Raw genomic sequence first — 18,834 nt, forward strand, 5'->3', positions numbered from 1 at the left:
AGCCCGGCACCCACCAGCCGCGCACCCCTGCCCAAGGGGGGAAGGTCGGCTGACTGCTAAGGCCGTGTCAGTCGCAGGGCGCCCGGTCCCGGCTCCGTCGTCGTCTCGTCCGCGCTGCGCGGCGGGTGTGGCTCCGTGGGGATGGCGTCCTGACTCCGCGGCGGAAAGGCCGGGACGATGCCCCCCTCGTCCTCCAGCACATTCAGCTCCTCCAGGGCCTCGCCGCCTTCGAAGAGGGCGGTCTCTACTTCCTTCACCGCATCCGCGGCGCTGTACGGCCCCAACCGCGCGAGCTGCCCGCGCAGCTCCAGCTCCAGCGCCGCCGCTGTCGGGTAGCGAGACGCCGGCTCCCGGCACAGCAGCCGGAGGAAGACGGAGCGCAGCGAGGTGGACAGTCCGAACGCGGCCTCCTTCACGTCCTTCCCGCTGAACACCATGGCGCGCTGGACGGCGTCCTCCACGACGGGCGGCAGGTGCATGTCCATCGTCGTGGCCAGTGCAGCGAGCACGCGTTGGCTCTGCTCCCGCGAGAGCCGCGGAGACTCGTCCTCCACCTTGAGGTTCCCCGGGTAGTAGAGGTGTCGCCCCGTGGCGAATTCCAACAGCACCAGTCCCAGGGAGAAGAGGTCGCTTCTCGCATCCGTCACCGCCCCCACCAGCGCCTCGGGAGAAGCGTAGATGACTTCCCCTGGAGGACGCGGCAGCGTCGTGGCCAGGCGCCCTTGCAGCCTGGAGCAAGCGACGCCGAAGTCCGTCAGCACCACGCCCCCGCCAGGCCGCAGGCGGATGCAGCCGGGGTTGATGTCACGGTTGACGATGCCCAGCGAGTTGCCCGCGTCGTCCGTGCGGGTGTGCGCATGCGCGAGGGCCGCCGCCACCTCCGCGCCCACGTAGAGGACGAAGGCCTCGGAGAAGTAGCGCCCACGCAGTTGGGCGATGGTGAGGAGGGTGTTCAGACTGAAGCCTTCCACGCACTCCATGACGGCGCCCAGGCCCCGCGCCTCCCCGAACTTCATCTCGAAGAGGCCATGGACGCGGGCGATGTTGGGGTGCTGGAGGAATTGCGCCAGCCGCACCTCCTCTTCCAGCCGCGCACGCGCACGCTGGAACTTCTCTGGCACGGCCCCTTCCGGCAGGGGCACGCACTTCACGAGGACCTTCCCCTTGTAGCCGGAGGGCGTCCGGGGCCGGGCGAAGAGGACGCGCTCGCCATTGCGGCCGATGCCCAGTTCTTGGAAGAACTCGTAAGCGATTCCCGCGTGGGAAAAGAGGACCGTGCCCCCGGCGAGCCGGGAGTCAGCACCACGGGACATGAAGGGGGCTCCTGAATGCCCGCGCGAGGGAGCCGCGCAAAGGCAGACGGGAAACTACCCCCGGCTGCCTCCACACGTGAACGACGCCACGGGTCATCTATTTCAAATTTTCCTGCTATCCCCGGAATGGGCCCCGCAGCGACGGAAACGCAACGAGCCTTTACGTTCCGGTCTCAGGGCCAGCGGTCCACGGCATACGCCACCTGGACACGCGATTGGCGAACTGCCCCCGGCTCGGAGCCCTCCCAAGCCTTATGTGGGCCCTTCAACCCAACGGCAAAGCACACCGGCAGCGTGCGTCCGTCCGGGAGGTGCGCTTCGGTGTAGCGGGCCAACAGGAACGTCCCATCTCCCGTCCACAACCGGCCGGAGAACACCGTTCCCTCGGGGATTGCATAGCTCGCCGTGAAGACAACCCCTGTCACGGGGCCATCCCTGAACACCCCTTCATCACCAGGATCGCCCGGCTGGCTCCTGTCGACGGTGACCTGCACGGAAGATTGGTTCGGCACCATACCGAGCCATCCTTCGTCTTTTCCTCGAAACATGGCGGTGCGCGCTTCCTCGGGGCACGCCCCTGATTCAGGACGCACCTGGGAGCTGCTGGGGCAGCCTAGCTGCAAGGCGACGACAGCGCTTGCCGCAGCACACTTCGCGAGGAACTCCGCCCTGGTGCTGGAGGTGAATTCCTTTTTGGACGGGCTTGCGACGATGGGAGCACGCTTCACGGCGGAGCTTTCCTTCCGGACAGGAGCAAGAGGGGGTAAAGCTACCCCAGGGGACGACGCAGCCAGCATGTCGCCCGTGTCAGGCGAGGGGCCCGCATCCTGGAGGGACAGGGGCGCTGGAACGAGGGAGGCGACTCCCGCGTCCCCAGGCGAAGTGGGCGCGGTCGGGTGCGCCACACCCTGACTGGAGACTGGAGGCGATGCGGGACGCAGCCACAGGAAGGCCCCCGCCACGGCCGCCACGACGAGGAGCGCCACTCCGGCATCCACTACCCGAGCCCTCCTCACGCGGCGGGCGGGGGGCGTTTCCTCATCCGTGTTGGAGGCGGGAGCAGCCGGTGGCCTCAGCGAAGGGGCATGAACGGGCACGGTCCACTCCGGCCCCGCCTCCCCCAGCAGTGCCGCCAGTTCGCGCCGCATCACCTCCGCCGTGGGTGGGCGCTGCTCGGGCTCGCGCGCGATGAAGCGCATCGCCACGTCACTGAGTCCCGCCGGCACCCGCGCGTTCAATTCCCGGGCGGACCTGGGCACCCAGCGTCCCTCCACGGCCGCCTTCGGGGAACCGCTCGCGGGCTCCGCCGTTGTCAGCACGTCATAGAGGCAGACGCCCAGCGCGTAGACGTCATCCGTCACCTTGAACTCGTAGCGCGCCCCCTTCTCGTCTCCATGCTCCTTGAAGAAGCGCGCAGCCTCGGGCGAGCGATAGCGGCGGGTGCCGGGCGGCAGGGGCGCATCCGTCAAGTCCTCGGCGTGCGTGTAATCGCCAGCGCTGAAGTCGAGGATGGAGGGCTCGCCGTCCTTGGCGCGTACCATGATGTTGGCGAGCTTCAAGTCGCGGTGGAAGACGCCGCGCCCATGCATGTACTCCATGGCGCCTGCGAGCTTCTCGAATACGCGGACCACCTCCTGAGCCGTGGGGTGCATCCGCTCCACCCACTCCGCCAAGGTGTAGCCCTCTACGAAGGAAAGCAGGACGTAGAGCCACCCCGTTTCGAAGTCCGGGAAGCGACCGTGGCCGTGCACGCCGACAATGTTCGGGTGCGTCAGGTGAACGAGGCAGCCCAGCTCACGCTTCAGCCGTGCGTCCGCCTGCTCCGCGTCGCCGCTCCCGGGCCGGTGCATCGCGATCTTCATCGCGAAGGGGCGGCCGTTCATCTCCACGCGGTAGACGGCACCGTAGGTGCCAGCGCCCAGCAGTTTCACCACGCGCCAGCCGTGAATCATGTACCCGGGCGGGAGCTGCGCGGGGTGGTGGATGACCGTCAACATGGCCGACCTCTACAGCGCAACAGACGGAACGAGAAGAGGACGTGTGCCCGTGGCATCCACCAATTCCAAGCGGAGCAACGTACCCCGCACCCAGGCAGGCTTCTCCGTCTCCAGCACGACGGTGCCAACCTCTCCGGGCCCAATCCGCGGCTGCTTCATGTGAACGCCGAGCACCTGCACCGGCACACCGCCCGCTGAACGGATGAGGCGCGCTTCCGTAGGCGTCCAGGGCGTCTTGCCGTAGTTCTTCACCTTCATGGACACCACTGCCCATGCGTTGGCCCGAAAGCTGACGCCGTCCAGGATACGCAGTGACGACTGCATCTCCGTCTTGGACTGAAGGTCAACCCTGCTAGTCGATACCCCATCCTCGTCAAGAAGCCCCGCCAGCGCGAGAGCCGCAGGGCTACCCGCATCGCCGCGTGCGCGGAGCGCGGCAAGTTCGGCGTCCTTCGCCGCAAGCTGGGCGCGCACCTCGGACAGCTCCGCTTGAAGTGCATCGGGAGCCAGTGGCCGACGGGACACTTCCACGCGGGTGTCCACCACTGCCGGGTGCGACACGAGCGCGAAGACCGCATGCTCTGGGAAGGCCCCATCCGCGAAGCGCACGCGGAGCATCAGATGCTCACCCGCGCCCAACTCCATCACGGGCTCCAGGTTGATGGCGCGCTCGCCCACGTCCACGAGCTTGAAGCGAGTGCGGCCCTCCAACTCCAGGGAGGCCCGGTCCAGCGCCGAATCGAGAACAAGGGTCGTCAGGATGCCCGCCGCGACTGGAACCTCCAGGACGGGCTCACCAGGGCGTGGGAGCACCACCCGCCTGTCCCTGCGCTCGCGGACCGATGATGCCGACTGAGCCTGGGCCGCCGTGAAGAGAAGCAGTCCCCCGAGCACGAGGGGCAGGTTCAACGCGGAGAAGGGGAAGGGCAAGCGGGGCGGCCTCCGCTCGCGAAACTACCAAACCGGCAGGAGCCACAGGCCTGGAAACTCCGCTGACGGTCCACGGGCAAGGAGCGGGTCTCCCCGCACACATGGTCGATGTTCTGAAAGAACACCGGCCCCTGCGCGGGGTCTACGTGTGCTGTCAGTGCGGATGGTCAGCCATCCCTCCGTTGGCTTGATGCGGCGACCGCTGGAGCGCTGCTTGTGTCATGGGAGCACATGGCAGCCCTGGGCCCGCGGGCAGAGCCACCTTGACGTTCAACAGGTGAGGACGGGGCGCAACAGCCCAGCCCTGGCCAGCAGTTCACTCACGCGCCTCGCCAGCGCGATGTGCTCGGGATCACTCGCGGTCAAATGCGCAGGGGTCAGGATGACGAGCGCGCCTCTGTCCTCAACAGGCTCGACGCGAACAGGGGCAGGGAGCGGTGGCACCGTTCCGCGATGCCGCGACAGGTACGTGGCCCATCCCACGAAGGTTCCCGTCGAGCCGTCCTCTGACAGAACGTCACGAAAGTTCGTTGAAGTAGCCACGGCCCAATCAGGCGCCCATGCGGCCTCCATCATTCGGAGCAGAGCGGCCATCATGGGTGCGGTCAGGAGGCGGTCCGCATTGTGGCCCTTACGTGGCAATTTCAGGACACATGAATTGGGCGTAGCCCCGCAGTAGTCCCCGCACTTGATGCGTAGCTCCGCGCTGTCGGCTCCGGTTCCCCCATTGCCGAACCAGAAGCTGAAGCCGAGATCCTCGAAAACAGGTCCCCCCTTCTCTCGATTGACTCCGCTTCGGAACAACTCCGTGAGCGTGGCCAGGTCGGGAGGCATGATCGGATGCTGGTGCGCATCCTTTTTTGACCTTGTGGGCTTGTACCAGCGCGACAGGAATGGGTCGCTCTGCGCCAACAGGTTGAGAAATGTTGCCGTTCGCTCGGCGCATTCTTTGGGTGACTCCTTCCGAGGTCCCCAGTACGCCCCCACGTAGTAACTGTCCGCGAAGGTTTCCATTGTGTCGGACACGATGACCTTTCCCTCAGAGCGCCGGAGTGTGAAGAACCTTCACGCCTTCAACACCCGCTTCCCGCAGTAGTGAGCGTAGAGCAGCAGCGGCTTTCTCCTCCGCGACATGCCACTCGATCCAGACACCCAGGCCCCGCGCCTTCTTGGTCTGTCGCTCCGCCTGCTCGATAAGGTCCTTGGCCCCAGAGTGGCGGAACCAATCCTTGGGCTCCAGTTCATCGAAGAACCTGGCATACCCGGGGCCTTTTGCCTCCAGCAGTGCGCCGTCCTTGAAGCCATCGAACTTCACGCCTCCACTGCTCTGGCCCATGCCTCCGACCCAATACGCCTCATCCGCCGTGTGCCCGGTGATCTGCTCCTGGTAGCGCCGGGCGCGCGGGGACATCGACTCGTTCGCGGGCCCCCATTGTCCAGGTCCCTTGGCGGGCGCTCCTCCCTTCGAGGCCGTATTGGCCCGCTGAAGGATGATGGCTGCCCCTGGGCCTCCGTTCAACACCGCCGCCGCGCGCCCTGCTGGCACCGCGACACGCTCCAACGCCAGCGCGCCCTCCGCAGATAGCGAGAGCACCGGCACCGAGACTTCCGCGCCCAGCGCCATCCCCTTCAACGTCCGCGTCGTGGCAGACGCCGCGCCTCCGGTCATCAGCAGGCCCGTCGTGAGCCGCGACACCTCGCGGATCTGCTCGCCACGGGTCATGGACTGGAAGCGCTCCCAGTACATGGGTGAAGCCGCGATGAGCGCCGCCACACCCGTTGGGAGGTGGCTCAGCCCCGCGATGCTGTCCACGGGACGCGTCAGCAATTGGCCCAGCGCGTGGTACAGCTCCACGAGCGCGTCTTCCGCTCCATCCAGGGTGCGGCTGAGGACGTCCGCGTCGTCGTACACCTCCGCCAGGGGCCTCCAATCCGAGGCCTGGAGCCGCGCGTCCACTGCGCGGAAGACACCGCCCTTGCCGCTGTAGAAGCGGCCCAGCTCGAAGCCATGCGCTCGGAAGGCGCCGTCCTTCCACTCGACCGTCGCCACCTTCTGCTGTGTGCGCCCGGTGAGGGCCCACGCCAGAGCGCCATCCGGTCGCAGCACCGCTACCTGCTCCCGGGAGAAGCGCTCCACCCGCCGCAGCAGTTCCCGCCGCGTGACTTCGCCACCCTCCATCACCTCGCGCAGGATGAAGCCCGCGGCCATGCGAGGCGGAAAGGTGCTCAACGTGACGGGCTTGCCCAACAACACGTCCATCAGACGCGCGGCTTGCGCGGGCGTCAGCCCCCCTGCCAGAGGCCGCTCGTCCCGCGCTTCCAGGCCCGCGTTCGTCAGCAACCGCTCCCAGACGTCCGGCTGCGAATCGTCAGGGGAGGTGACGTCCGCCATGGCCACCCTGCGAACAGGGCTTGCCCCCGTCACCACTTCGCGCACGGCCTTGCGGCGGTACAGCGGCGGTGCTTCCTCATCGGGCGTGACGCTCGGCACCGGAGCGGATGCACGCGGGGCTTCGTCGTTCGATACCCACGCCCCAGGGGCATCCGTGGCCGTGGGGGACGCGTAGCTCAGCGTCCTTCCGGGCGCGTGCGGCACGGATGCGCAGGCGGTGAAGAGGAGGGCCACGCACCCGAGCAGGACGTCAGCGCGCATTGTCCACATCCAGGCCCACGCCCAGCCCCTTCACCGCCACTTCCAGGCTGCGCTCCAGGAACTGCACCGCCATGCGACCACGGGCGCCGCGTCCGGGCCCAGCCTGAGTCCGCGCACCGGGTTGGCCCCAGCAGGAGTGCCGGTGTCCGTCCGTGCGTCGCACGAGGTCAGCGTCCCCCCCACAGCCCCAGAGGCGCAACCGCATGGGCGTGCCCAGCTTGAGGCCGAACTCCGCGCCTCCGTTGGAAATGACGGTGGACGCCACCTGGATGAAGCCCTTGACCCGCAACAGCAGCCACAGCCAGACAGCCCCACTTCGAGTCATTCGCATCCACGCCTCCTGGGAGTGACACCTCCCAGGGAGAGCAAAAGACACACGTCTGACATGCGGCCGGGTATCGAGGCCCTCCCGTGCGCGGTGTCAGGGCGACACGAGGAGGATGCCCCCGGCGAGCGCGGGTGCCTCGTCATCGCCGATGGCGCGCACGTGCCCGTAGCCGAGCTGCCCGGAGGCGTTGAAGCCCCAGCACAGCGCACGGCCGGAGGAGAGCACGGCGCACGTGTGCTGGCCGCCCGCGGTGACGGACGTGGCGGGAGCGCCGCCCACGTCGATGACGGCGGCGCCGGGCGCGGAGAGGGAGCGCGTGTTGGCGTACCCCAGCCGTCCCCGGGCGCCGTTGCCCCAGCACTGGAGCTGGCCGGACTCGAGCAGCGCGCAGGTGTGCTGTGCGCCGGCCGCGACCTGGACCGCGCGCAGGCCCGCGCGCAACGCCACCGCGGTGAGGGGCGTGGCGTAGTCGGGGTTGCCGTTGCCCACCTGGCCCCAGGCGTTGGCGCCCCAGCAGCGCAGGGCGCCGGTGTCCAGCAGGGCGCAGGTGTGCTGGGTGCCCAGGGCGAGCTGCACGGCGGTGCCGCCCACGTCCACGTCCCCCGCTGACGACGGCAACTCGGTGTCACCGACATCGTCGTCACGGTTGTAACCCAGTTGTCCGTAGGCGTTCGCGCCCCAGCAGCGCGGACGGCCGGAGAAGAGCAGGGCGCACGTGTGGTCCCCGCCCGCGACCAGGTCCTGCACGGGGGCGCCGACGGGGACGTCGGTGGTGGGCGGAGGCTCGTCGTCGCCCAGCGTGTCGGTGTGGCCCAGGCCCAGTTGCCCGTGGGTGTTGTCGCCCCAGCAGCGCACGTGGCCGGAGGTGAGCAGCGCGCAGGTGTGGCGGTCACCCGCCGTGACGCGCAGCGCGCGGGCGCCGCCCAGGTCGACGGTGCCCACGGTGGCGATGGGCTCGTCGTCGCCGATGGCGCGCGTGTGGCCCAGGCCGAGCTGGCCGGAGGCGTTGGCGCCCCAGCAGCGCACGCGCCCGGTGGAGAGCAGCGCGCAGGTGTGGCCCAGGCCGGTGGCCAACTGCACGGCCTTCTCGCCCGGGGCGAGCGGCACGGGGCCCTTCGACGCGGGCGTCTCGTCGTCACCGACGTTGGCGGTGCCGGTGTAGCCGAGCCGGCCCTGCGCGCCGCCGCCGAAGCAGCGCACGGAGCCGTCGTTGAGCAGGGCGCAGGTGTGGCTGTCCCCGGCGCGGAGCTGGGCGACGTCGGTGGGGCCGCCGGTCTGCACGGGGGCGTCGGGGAACTGCTGCGCGCCCAGGCGGTAGGTGGCGGTGGTGCGGGCCCCGGCGGCGTCGGTGACCTGGAGGGACAGGCGGCCCTGGAGCGCGGGCGCGTAGTGCTGGAGGACGGTGGGGTTGGCCTGGGTGGTGAAGCCCGGCGCGGGCGTCACGGGCGCGTCCGGGGTGAAGCTCCACGTGTAGTCGAGCGTGCGGGCGGGTTGATCATCCGACACGGTGGCGGACCACGCGACGTCGGAGGTGCCCGCGAGCCGCGACGCGGCCAGGCCCTGGATGACGGGCGCGAAGAGGATGCGCACGGTGGTGCCCAGCGAGTCCGTGGACTGATCCGCGGGGAGCACGCGCGTCACGAACGTGGTGCTGACCGAGTGCCCCGCCGGGTTCGTGACGGTGAGCGAGTGCGTGTAGTCGGTGGGGCTGGGGACGCCGAAGGGCGGCAGGTAGCGGGCGACGAAGGCGCCGGAGGTCCCGGTGAGCGTGAACGTCCCGCTGGAGGGAACGAAGGCGCCGCCGTTGCTCGCGGCGGTGAGCGCGAAGGTGAGGGCCTCGCCGGAGGTGGCCTCGACGAAGAAGGTGACGGTGGCGGGCTGGCCGAAGACGAGCTCACCGGGGAGCTGGATGCGGGGGATGCGCGGCAGGGTGATGGGCGCGCCGTCGTTGGAGGGCGCCAGCGTGATGGCCACGGACTCCCGGTCCGCGATGAGCGTCTGCGTGGTGCTGCCCTGGAAGAGGAGCGCGCCGCTCCCGTCATGGGCCCGCGCGATGAAGGTGAGGGCCTGATGGCGCGGCAGGGACGGCAGGGTGCCGGACCAGCCCGAGGGGGACGGCACCAGGTCGAAGTTCGTGAACAGCGCGCTGTGGCGGGTCGCGTCCTCCACGTCCACGCGGATGCGCGCCACGTCCGCGAAGGAGAAGCCCAGCGCCCGCCGTGTCTGGGATTGGGGGCCGGCGGTGTCCGCCGTGATGTTGAACGTCACCTCGGAGGTGATGGGCTCCGGCGTGGCCGGCTCCGTCGTGGGCGACGACGTACACGCGGCGGCGGTGCACAACAGCAGGAGCGCGAGGGCGGCGGGCTTCGTCATGGCTCACACGGAGGGAAAGCGAAGCGGGCGCCCGGCGTGTGCCGGGCGCCCGCGAGTGTTCAGCGGCTACGGCGTCGGGGGCAGGAGCTGGATGTCGCCCGCGGCGGACGGCAGCTCGTTGTCACCGATGATCGTCGTGTTGCCCTGGCCCAACTGCCCGGCGTTGTTCTTGCCCCAGCAGCGCGCCTTGCCCGTGGAGAGCAGCGCGCAGGTGCCACCCGACGAGGCGCTGATCTGATAGGCGGTCGTCGCGCCGCCCAGGTCCACGGGGCCGCCGGGGACCACCAGGGTCGCCGTGTTGCCGTAGCCCAACTGACCGGTGCTGTTGAGCCCCCAGCACCGCACGCTGCCCGTGGAGAGCAGGGCGCAGGCGTGCTCGCCCCCCGAGGTCACCTGCAACGCGGTCGCTCCGCCCAGGTTCACCGTCGTCGAGTTGGCGAGGAAGTTGAAGTAGCAGTAGGCCGTCGGGTGCTCGCCGCAGTACCAGACGTAGTCATTGAAGATGTTGTTGCCCGTCTGGCCGCTGTAGTTGTCGCCCCAGCAGATGACGCTGCCCGACTTCAGCAGGGCGCACGTGCTGTGCTTGCTGGCGGTGAGCTGGGCGGCGGGGCCCTTGGGCTCGAACGGCGTCTGGCTGCTGGGCAGCTCGTTGTCACCGATGTTGTTGCGGTGGGGGTACCCGAGCTGGCCCAGGCCGTTGCGGCCCCAGCAGAGCATCTTGTCGTTGGAGAGCAGGGCGCAGGTGTGGTCGTCACCCGCGACGACGTCCGTGGCCGTGACAGCTCCCAGGTCCACGTCGCCCGCGCTCCAGGGCTGCTCGTCGTCACCGATGGTGTTGGTGTTCCCGTAGCCCAACTGGCCGTACTGGTTGCGGCCCCAGCAGCGCACCTTGCCCGTGGCCATCACCGCGCACGAGTGCTCCGCGCCCACCGCGATGCGCGTGGCCGGACCGCCCAGGTTGACGTAGCCGAAGCTGGCCACCGGCTCGCCGTCGCCCAGGTTGTCCTTGTTGTTGTAACCGAGCTGTCCGTAGGTGTTCAGGCCCCAGCACCGCACCAGGCCCGTGTCCATCAGCACGCACGAGTGGTTGCCGCCCGCCGCCAGCTTCGTCCCCTTGCCGAGGATCTTCACCGCGCCAGCCGTGTACGGCAGATCGTTGTCACCGATGTTCTGGGTGTTCTCGTAGCCCAACTGCCCGAAGGCCCCGTAGCCCCAGCAGCGCACGGAGCCGTCATTCAGCAGCGCGCACGCATGGTCCCAACCCGTGCGGATGCTGTTGATGCCGTCCAGCGGCCCCTCGGCGACGGGGTTGTCCGGGAACTGATCCGGGGTGAGCTTGTAGGTGAGCGTGGTGACGCCGTTGTTGGCGTCCGTGACGGAGAGCTTCAGGTCACCCTGCACCGCGGTGGTGTAGTTCTGGAGCGTGGAGGGGTTGGTGTCCCCGGTGAAGGCGGGCACGGGGTCGAAGTTGGTGCCCGTGGCGGGGGTGAAGCTCCAGGCGTAGCTGAGCGCCTCCTGCGCGCCGTCGTCGCTCACGTCCGCCGTGAAGATGACGTTCTGCGTGTCACGAACCCGCAGGCCGTTGAGGCCGTTGATGACGGGGTTGAAGAGGACGGCGACGGAGGTGTCGATGACGCCGCTGGAGGTCTCCGGAGGCTTCACCTTGGTGGTGAAGGTGGTGCTGATGGAGTGCCCGGCAGGGTTGGTCACCGTGACGGTGTGGCTGAAGGTCGTCTCCGTGCTCACGGTCGGCGGCGTGTACTGGGAGACGAAGGCACCGGCTGTGTTCTGCAACGTGATGGCGCCGTTGAGAGGCGAGAAGGTCCCACTGCCCGCGACGGCGGAGGTGATGGCGTAGCGGAGCGACTCGCCGTTGGTGGCCTCCACCGCGAAGGTGATGTTGCCCGACTGCGAGGAAGCGAAGGCGCTGGGGATGCTGATCTTCCGGATGCGGGGCAGGGAGATGACGGCGTTGTTGTTGGCCGGGGCCAGGGGAATGGTGACGGTCTCGAAGTCGAGGTTCAGCGTGGCGTCGAGCGAGCCGGAGAAGAGGAGGTTCCCGGAGGCATCGAGCGCGCGGGCGAAGAAGGTGAGGGCCTTGGCCTTGGGCAGGAAGGGCAGCTTCCCGGTCCACGCCCCGGCGGAGGTGAAGAGGTCGAAGTTCTTGAAGATGACGAGGCCGTCGGTGCCCTGCTCGGAGACATCGACGCGGATGCTCTTCACGTCGGAGTAGGCGAAGGCCTGCGCGGAGACACGGCCCTTCACGGCCTGGGCGTAGAGGTCCTGCGCGCCGATGGAGACGGTGACCTGGGACTGCGTCTGGTCCGCGGGAGCGGAGGGCTCCTGCGCACCCGGGCCCGAGCTACACGCGGCCATCCACGGCGAGGACAACGACAGCAGCAGCGCGCCCAGCATGCCGCGCGACCGGAACCAACGAGGGGATGCTCTCTGCACGGAAGACTCCTGAAGGCGAAGGGAATGACAGACGAAGGGAGGCGGGCGCCCGGTCCTGAGGGCGCCCGCGATGGGGACGGCGGCTACGGCGCGGGAGGCAGGAGCTGGATGTCGCCCGCGGCGGAGGGCTGCTCGTTGTCACCGATGTGGTTGGTGTTGCCGTAGCCGAGCTGACCGGAGTTGCCCTGGCCCCAGCACCGCGCCTTGCCCGTGGAGAGCAGCGCGCAGGTGTGGTTGCCGGAGGAGGAGGCCGCGACCTGGTACGCGGTGGCGCCGTCCAGGTTCACGGCCGGGCCCGGCGTGTTGCGCGCCGTCGTGGTCCCGTAGCCCGTCTGGCCGAAGTTCGCCTGACCCCAGCACCGCACGCTGCCCGTGGAGAGCAGGGCGCAGGTGTGGCTCACGCCCGCGGTGACCTGCAGGGCGCCGGTGCCCAGGTCGATGCTGCCGGAGTCCTTGAACAGGAAGTTGCCGCCGGACTGCCCGGTGCCCAACTGGCCAAGGCCGTTGGAGCCCCAGCACCGCACGGTGCCCGTCTTCAGCAGGGCGCAGGTGTGGTTGTTGCCCAGGGCGAGCTGCGCGATCGGACCGCTCGGCTCGACCGCGGTCTGGCTGCCCGGCACCTCGTTGTCGCCGATGGTGGTGGCGTGGGTGTAGCCGAGCTGGCCCTCCAGGTTGTAGCCCCAGCAGAGCATCTTGTCGTTGGAGAGCAGGGCACAGGTGTGGTTGCTGCCCGCGACGACGTCCGTGGCGGTGGCGCCGCCCAGGTCCACGTCGCCGGCCTGCCACGGCTGCTCGTCGTCACCGATGTTGTTGGTGTTCCCGTAGCCGAGTTGGCCGTACTGGTTGCGTCCCCAGCAGCGCACCTTGCCCGTGGCCATCAGCGCGCAGGAGTGCGTCTCGCCCACGGTGATGCGGGTGGCGGGGCCGCCCAGGTTGACGTAGCCGAAGCTGGCCACCGGCTCGCCGTCACCCAGGTTGACCGTGTTGTTGTAGCCGAGCTGCCCGTAGTTGTTCAGGCCCCAGCACCGCACCAGGCCCGTGTCCATCAGTGCGCACGAGTGGTTGCCGCCCATCGCGATCTTCGTGGCCTTGCCGAGCAGCTTCACCTCGCCGGCCGTGTACGGCAGCTCGTTGTCACCGATGTTCTGGGTGTTCTCGTAGCCCAACTGCCCGAAGGCCCCGTAGCCCCAGCACCGCACCGAGCCGTTGTTGAAGAGGGTGCACGTGTGGTCCCGGCCGTTGCGGATACTGTTGATGCCATCCAGCGGTCCTTCGGCGACGGGGTTGTCCGGGAACTGATCCGGGGTGAGCTTGTAGGTGAGCGTGGTGACGCCGTTGTTGGCGTCCGTGACGGAGAGCTTCAGGTCACCCTGCACCGCGGTGGTGTAGTTCTGGAGCGTGGAGGGGTTGGTGTCCCCGGTGAAGGCGGGCACGGGGTCGAAGTTGGTGCCCGTGGCGGGGGTGAAGCTCCAGGCGTAGCTGAGCGCCTCCTGCGCGCCGTCGTCGCTCACGTCCGCCGTGAAGATGACGTTCTGCGTGTCACGAACCCGCAGGCCGTTGAGGCCGTTGATGACGGGGTTGAAGAGGACGGCGACGGAGGTGTCGATGACGCCGCTGGAGGTCTCCGGGGGCTTCACCTTGGTGGTGAAGGTGGTGCTGATGGAGTGGCCCGCCGGGTTGGTCACCGTGACCGTGTGGCTGAAGGTCGTCTCGGTGGAGACGGTCGGCGGCGTGTACTGGGAGACGAAGGCGCCCGCCGTGTTCTGCAACGTGATGGCGCCGTTGAGCGGAGAGAAGGTGCCACTGCCCGCGACGGCGGAGGTGATGGCGTAGCGGAGCGATTCGCCGTTGGTGGCCTCCACCGCGAAGGTGATGTTGCCCGACTGCGAAGAGGCGAAGGCGCTGGGGATGCTGATCTTCCGGATGCGCGGAAGGGAGATGACGGCGTTGTTGTTGGCCGGAGCCAGGGGAATGGTGACCGTCTCGAAGTCGAGGTTCAGCGTGGCGTCGAGCGAGCCGGAGAAGAGGAGGTTGCCGGAGGCGTCGAGCGCACGAGCGAAGAAGGTCAGGGCCTTGGCCTTGGGGAGGAAGGGCAGCTTCCCGGTCCACGCCCCGGCGGAGGTGAAGAGGTCGAAGTTCTTGAAGATGACGAGGCCGTCGGTGCCCTGCTCGGAGACATCGACGCGGATGCTCTTCACGTCGGAGTAGGCGAAGGCCTGGGCGGAGACGCGGCCCTTCACGGCCTGGGCGTAGAGGTCCTGAGCGCCGATGGAGACGGTGACCTGGGACTGCGTCTGCTCGGCGGGCGCGGAGGGCTCCTGCGCACCCGGGCCCGAGCTACACGCGGCCATCCACGGCGAGGACAGGGACAGCAGCAGCGCGCCCAGCATGCCGCGCGACCGGAACCAACGGGGAGACGTTCGCTTCACTCGACACTCCTTGGGAAGACAGACAGGGAAGGGGCAATGACTCACAGCGGGCACACGCCGGCCTCACGTGCCCGGGGCGGGGCCCGGAGACACGCTTCCCGTGCCGCGCTCGGAGCGAGCACGGCCGGGGGACACCGTGGAGAACGGAGGAGATGGACAGGCCTACGCCGACCCGGGGGGGACCTCCCGGCCCTCGGCGTATGTCTGGGCTACGGCTGGAAACTCAAATCACGGTGCCAGCGGGCGAAAATGCTGTCACGCCTTTTATTGGCTTCTGTGAAAGTCTGTCAATGTCTGGGTTTGCGCTGACTGGCGGGTGCAAGGCGTGTCAGTCGCGGAGGACCCGCGCGGTGACAGGAATTGTCATTCCCCTCGGAGCCCCGCCTGGAGGAACGGCCCGGCGGGGTGACGCACCGGGTTGCTGAGTGAGAGGATTCAAGCAAGTCACGGAAGCTTTGCCAAACACTGCAATGCTTCACGGTCCGCATGAAATCCGGAAAAGACAGTCGTCGCCGCCATCCGGGAGCCCGCTGGTCCCCGGGGACTCGGGTGGCGGAAGTCCCGGCGCACCCGCTCACACCGGTTGGTGGCCGTCGTCGTCGTCCTCGAGGTCGTCTCCCGGCGCCTCCTCGTCGGGGCCGGCCAGCTCATCCAGGTCCTCGACCATGTCCTGGAGGGGCAGGGGCTCGTCATTCAGGTCCGGCGTCACGTCGTCGCCCCCGAGGAACGGCGGCGGCACCTCCAGGCTCGCGGCCTCGGACGCCATCGCGGCCTCCTCGGCGGTCAGCTCCTCCGGGTGCAGCCCGCCCTCCAGCAGCTCCGCCTGGTTGCGGCGGCCCGTGGCCTCCCGCGCCGCCGCCTCCACCTCCTCCGCCGCGGCCTGCCGCCCGTACGCGGGCGCGTGGTCCCGCAGCCACTCCCGCAGCGCCGCCGCCAGCTCCGCCGCCGTGCCGAAGCGCTCCGCCGGGGACTGGCGCAGCGCCCGCACCGCCACCGCGCGCAGGCCCTCCGGCACGTCGCGCGCCAGGCGCTCCACCTCCCCGGGCCCCACCAGCGCCATCCGCGCCGCCACCTCCGTCAGCGGCATCCACGTGGGCCCCTGCGCCTGCACCAGCGGCAGGTCCGGCGGGGGCGGGAGCGCCACGTCCCCCTCCTGCGCCAGCGGGTGCGTCCCCGTCAGCACCTCCAGCAGCACCAGCCCCAGCGAGAACAGGTCGCTGCGCGCGTCCAGGGGCTCGCGCCGCAGCGCCTCCGGCGAGGCGTACGCCACGTCCCCCTTCACCAGCGGGCGGCTGGTGATCTCCCGCCCCGGCAGCGTGGAGAACGCGGCGGTGAAGTTCGTGAGCTTCACCTCGCCATGCACGCCCAGGCGCAGGTTCCGGGGGCTCACGTCCCGGTGCACGATGCCCAGCGGCCGGTTCCACTCGTCGCGCAGCGTGTGCGCGTGGTGCAGCGCCTCCGCCACCTCGGAGACCACCCACGCGCCGAACGCCGGGGACATGGGCTTGCGCCGCATGGCCACCAGGTTGAGCACCGTGTCCAGCGACCGGCCCTCCACGTACTCCATCACCACGTGCGGCACGCCCCGGTACGCCTTCAGGTGGTAGACCTTCGCGATGCCCGGGTGGTTGAGCCGGAACGTCAGCTCCACCTCCTCCACCAGCCGCCGCCGCTCCACGAAGCCAGACGGGTTGCGCAGCCGCTTGATGACCACCGGGCCGCCCATCCCGCCCCGGTAGCGCCGCCGCGCCAGCATCAGCAGCTCCCCGGTGGAGCGCACCTCCAGCTTGCGCACGAACTCGAAGGCCGTGCCTCCCACCGTGAACAGCACGCGCGGCCGGCGGGGCACGCCGGGGTTCTCCTCCGTCGTCGTATCGGGCGTCTTCATGTCCTGCCTTCCTACCTCCCAGGTGGAGCGGAAATCGCTCCACCCCGCAGGTAGCACAAACCCTGTCGTGGGGAAAACCTCCAGGGTTGTGTGAAGGGCGGTGGACCTGGAGCGTTCACCCGTCCCGGCGCAATCCCAGACGCCGGAGCCACCGCTCCCACCGCCGCCGCAACGCCAGCCGCCGGGCCACCCACCAGGGCATGGGCGGGGGCAGGGGCGCGGCCAGCCCCAGCGACGGGCCGGGCGGAGGCGGCACGGGCGGCGTGGACGCGCTGGAGTGGGGCGCGGCGCCGGGGATGCGCCGCTCCCAGGCGCGGGCCCAGCGGCGCAGCTCGCGGGCCTCCTCGTTGCCGTCGAAGTACGCGTCGGACTCCTCCGTGACGGCCTCGTGGAGCGGCGGCGCGTTGAACAGCGGCGTGTCCCAACTGTCCGGGGCGCGCTCCAGCGCCGCGCTCAGGTCCGCGTAGAGGTCCGCGCCCATCTGGTAGCGCTGGCTGGCGTCCTGGCGCAGCAGCCGCTCGCAGATGTCATTGAGGGCGCGGGGCACGCGCGGGTTGATGGACCGCGCGGACCGCCCCTTGATGCTCTGGATTCCCCCCAGCAGCGCCGCGGCCGGCACGTCCGGCGGATAGGGGAAGTCCCCGGTGAGCACCTGGAAGAGCGTGAGCCCCAGCGAATAGAGGTCGTCCGTGGGCTGGTAGACGTAGCGGGCCATGCCCCGGGGGTGGCTCAGCCAGTAGCGCAACAGCTCCGGGCTGCGGTAGCTGGGCGTGCCCGGCGGCGGCCGCCCGTCCGTGATGGACGGCGCGCAGGCGTGGTCGCTGGAGCCGAAGTCCACCAGCACCGGCCGCGCGTCCGACGCGCGCACGATGATGTTGCTGCCCTTGATGTCGCGGTGGCGCACCCCCGCGCGGTGGACGAAGTCCAGCGTCAGCGCCAGCTCCGAGAACAGCCGCGCCACCTGCCGCGCCGTGGGCTTCGCCGCCACCGCCCAGTCGGACAGCGTGGGACCCTCCACGTAGTCCATGACCAGGAACAGGTAGCCCGTGCGCGGGTGCGGCCAGCGGTGGTAGCCGCGCAGCGCCACCACGTTGGGGTGGGTCATGCGGTGCAGCACGCTCACCTCCTTGAGCGTGCGCGCGTCCACCTGCGAGCCCTCCTCGGAGTCCTGCGGCCCCTGGAGCGCGAACTTCAGCGCCACGCGGAAGCCCCCCGTCTCCGCCAGGAACACGGTGCCGTAGCCCCCCGTGGCCAGGCGCTTCAGCAGCCGGAAGCTGCCCACCACCTCCTGGGGCTGGAGCAGCAGCGGATGTCCTCCCTCCAGGCTCATGGCGTGGCGCCTCCCGCGCGGCGGGAAGGCCCGGATGCTCCGGGACGTGGAGGGTTGAATCTCAGAGGGAAAGGGTGGCTGAGAGGATGCATTCGCGAAAGGAGGTCCGGGACCTCCAGGGTCCATAGCATGGCGGACACCCCTTGGGGTAGTGTTGGTGCCGTGTCAGGTAGGATGCCGGACACCTGACTTCATGGGAGACACGGTCCGGCCAGGGGTGGTGAGCGGCAATGAACGAGGAGCTGGCCATCACGGTGGGCACCGCGGCGCGACAGGCCCGCGAGCGGCAGGGGCTGACCCAGGGCGACGTCGCCAGCCAGGTGGGCATCGCCATGGAGGTCTACAGCCGCATGGAGCGCGGGCGGGTGCTGCCCAGCTCCACCACCCTGCGCCGCCTGTGCATGGTGTTGCGCATCCGCGCGGACACGCTGCTGGGGTTGGACGGGCCCTCGCCCCCGGACGAGGCGCTCACCCTGGCCCTGGCGGACCGCGAGGAGGACTCCCCCTCCCTGCGCCGGCTGGTGCGCGCCCTGCGGCCCCTGGATGAAGAGGCGTTGAAGGCCATGGGGCTCATCATCCAGGGCGCGCTCGCGCTGCGGGAGCGCTGACCGGCGGCCTTCGAAAACTTGCGCCCCGGAGGAGAGGTGCAAGGTTTTGCCGCGTGCCCGCCCCGGTGAATGAAAAGCTGAACACGGTGTTTGGAGCCGCCGCCCGAGACGCGCGGCTGCGCTTGGGACTCACGCAGGCGGACGTGGCGGAGCGCGTGGGCATCGCCATGGAGGTCTACAGCCGCATGGAGCGCGGCCGCATGCTGCCCCGCGCCCAGACCCTGCGGCGGCTGTGCGACGTGCTGGCCGTGTCCTCGGACACGCTGCTGGGCGTGGGGCCCGGCACGCCGCCGGTGCCGCCCCGCGCCCCGCCCGGCCCCGAGGACTCGCTGGAGCTGCGCCGCCTGGTCCGCACGCTGCGCGACCTGGAGCCCCGCCAGCTCAAGGCCGTGGCGCGCGTGGTGCGCACCGTGGTGTCCGTCATGCCCCCAAGGCCGGTGCCCGGGTCCGCGCCCACTCCTACGCCCCGGAAGAAGCCGAAGGCCGCCCGCGGGCGCCGCGCCGGTTAGTCCGGCGCCATGGGCAGACAAA

At 69.7% G+C, this 18,834-nt stretch carries 13 protein-coding genes; 2 read left to right on the forward strand and 11 right to left on the reverse strand.

What is annotated here, in order from left to right; translation table 11 throughout:
• Positions 1-56: 56 nt before the first annotated feature.
• The 11 genes from K8612_RS26275 to K8612_RS26325 all read right to left on the reverse strand — a co-directional run bounded on the left by K8612_RS26275 (position 57) and on the right by K8612_RS26325 (position 17,695).
• On the reverse strand, positions 57-1,313 hold the full coding sequence (locus K8612_RS26275) for a protein kinase (protein ID WP_223764315.1): 1,257 nt from the start codon (positions 1,311-1,313) through the stop codon (positions 57-59).
• Between the two features lie 173 nt (positions 1,314-1,486).
• On the reverse strand, positions 1,487-3,310 hold the full coding sequence (locus K8612_RS26280; protein WP_223764316.1) for a serine/threonine-protein kinase: 1,824 nt from the start codon (positions 3,308-3,310) through the stop codon (positions 1,487-1,489).
• A 9-nt stretch (positions 3,311-3,319) separates the two neighbouring features.
• On the reverse strand, positions 3,320-4,240 hold the full coding sequence (locus tag K8612_RS26285) for a DUF2381 family protein (RefSeq protein WP_223764317.1): 921 nt from the start codon (positions 4,238-4,240) through the stop codon (positions 3,320-3,322).
• Between the two features lie 270 nt (positions 4,241-4,510).
• Positions 4,511-5,266: an immunity 52 family protein gene (locus tag K8612_RS26290; RefSeq protein WP_223764318.1), complete on the reverse strand. Its 756-nt coding sequence runs from the start codon at positions 5,264-5,266 to the stop codon at positions 4,511-4,513.
• Between the two features lie 13 nt (positions 5,267-5,279).
• Positions 5,280-6,893: a restriction endonuclease fold toxin 5 domain-containing protein gene (locus tag K8612_RS39365; protein WP_223764319.1), complete on the reverse strand. Its 1,614-nt coding sequence runs from the start codon at positions 6,891-6,893 to the stop codon at positions 5,280-5,282.
• Complete coding sequence (locus K8612_RS26300; protein ID WP_223764320.1) at positions 6,883-7,224, reverse strand: hypothetical protein; 342 nt, start codon at positions 7,222-7,224, stop codon at positions 6,883-6,885. The genes K8612_RS39365 and K8612_RS26300 overlap by 11 nt, the downstream gene beginning before the upstream one ends.
• Before the next feature lie 90 nt (positions 7,225-7,314).
• Positions 7,315-9,594: an RTX toxin gene (locus K8612_RS26305; protein ID WP_223764321.1), complete on the reverse strand. Its 2,280-nt coding sequence runs from the start codon at positions 9,592-9,594 to the stop codon at positions 7,315-7,317.
• 66 nt (positions 9,595-9,660) lie between these two features.
• Positions 9,661-12,048 (reverse strand): RTX toxin, encoded by a 2,388-nt coding sequence (locus tag K8612_RS26310; protein ID WP_223764322.1) that lies wholly within the window; start codon positions 12,046-12,048, stop codon positions 9,661-9,663.
• An 83-nt stretch (positions 12,049-12,131) separates the two neighbouring features.
• The gene (locus K8612_RS26315; protein ID WP_255672232.1) at positions 12,132-14,438 is read right to left on the reverse strand and encodes an RTX toxin; all 2,307 of its coding nucleotides are present in this window, start codon (positions 14,436-14,438) and stop codon (positions 12,132-12,134) included.
• A 613-nt stretch (positions 14,439-15,051) separates the two neighbouring features.
• The gene (locus K8612_RS26320) at positions 15,052-16,365 is read right to left on the reverse strand and encodes a serine/threonine-protein kinase (protein ID WP_223764324.1); all 1,314 of its coding nucleotides are present in this window, start codon (positions 16,363-16,365) and stop codon (positions 15,052-15,054) included.
• Positions 16,366-16,480: 115 nt separating this feature from the next.
• On the reverse strand, positions 16,481-17,695 hold the full coding sequence (locus K8612_RS26325) for a serine/threonine-protein kinase (RefSeq protein WP_223743237.1): 1,215 nt from the start codon (positions 17,693-17,695) through the stop codon (positions 16,481-16,483).
• Between the two features lie 230 nt (positions 17,696-17,925).
• Between K8612_RS26325 and K8612_RS26330 the strand changes: the two genes are divergently transcribed.
• Together K8612_RS26330 and K8612_RS26335 are read left to right on the forward strand one after the other, a co-directional pair.
• The gene (locus K8612_RS26330; protein ID WP_223743236.1) at positions 17,926-18,303 is read left to right on the forward strand and encodes a helix-turn-helix domain-containing protein; all 378 of its coding nucleotides are present in this window, start codon (positions 17,926-17,928) and stop codon (positions 18,301-18,303) included.
• Positions 18,304-18,356: 53 nt separating this feature from the next.
• Entirely contained in the window at positions 18,357-18,812 is a 456-nt protein-coding gene (locus K8612_RS26335; RefSeq protein ID WP_223764325.1) for a helix-turn-helix transcriptional regulator, read from the forward strand.
• Positions 18,813-18,834: the final 22 nt, after the last annotated feature.

The organism is Corallococcus sp. AS-1-6 (assembly GCF_020037015.1).
In the GTDB taxonomy this organism is placed as follows: domain Bacteria; phylum Myxococcota; class Myxococcia; order Myxococcales; family Myxococcaceae; genus Corallococcus.

Excerpts from the sequence above, each read along its gene's own strand:
- K8612_RS26275 (WP_223764315.1), bottom strand. The coding sequence starts at position 1,313 with ATGTCCCGTGGTGCTGACTCCCGGCTCGCCGGGGGCACGGTCCTCTTT.
- K8612_RS26280 (WP_223764316.1), bottom strand. The coding sequence starts at position 3,310 with ATGTTGACGGTCATCCACCACCCCGCGCAGCTCCCGCCCGGGTACATG.
- K8612_RS39365 (WP_223764319.1), bottom strand. The coding sequence starts at position 6,893 with ATGCGCGCTGACGTCCTGCTCGGGTGCGTGGCCCTCCTCTTCACCGCC.
- K8612_RS26300 (WP_223764320.1), bottom strand. The coding sequence starts at position 7,224 with ATGCGAATGACTCGAAGTGGGGCTGTCTGGCTGTGGCTGCTGTTGCGG.
- K8612_RS26305 (WP_223764321.1), bottom strand. The coding sequence starts at position 9,594 with ATGACGAAGCCCGCCGCCCTCGCGCTCCTGCTGTTGTGCACCGCCGCC.
- K8612_RS26315 (WP_255672232.1), bottom strand. The coding sequence starts at position 14,438 with ATGCTGGGCGCGCTGCTGCTGTCCCTGTCCTCGCCGTGGATGGCCGCG.
- K8612_RS26320 (WP_223764324.1), bottom strand. The coding sequence starts at position 16,365 with ATGAAGACGCCCGATACGACGACGGAGGAGAACCCCGGCGTGCCCCGC.
- K8612_RS26325 (WP_223743237.1), bottom strand. The coding sequence starts at position 17,695 with ATGAGCCTGGAGGGAGGACATCCGCTGCTGCTCCAGCCCCAGGAGGTG.
- K8612_RS26330 (WP_223743236.1), top strand. The coding sequence starts at position 17,926 with ATGAACGAGGAGCTGGCCATCACGGTGGGCACCGCGGCGCGACAGGCC.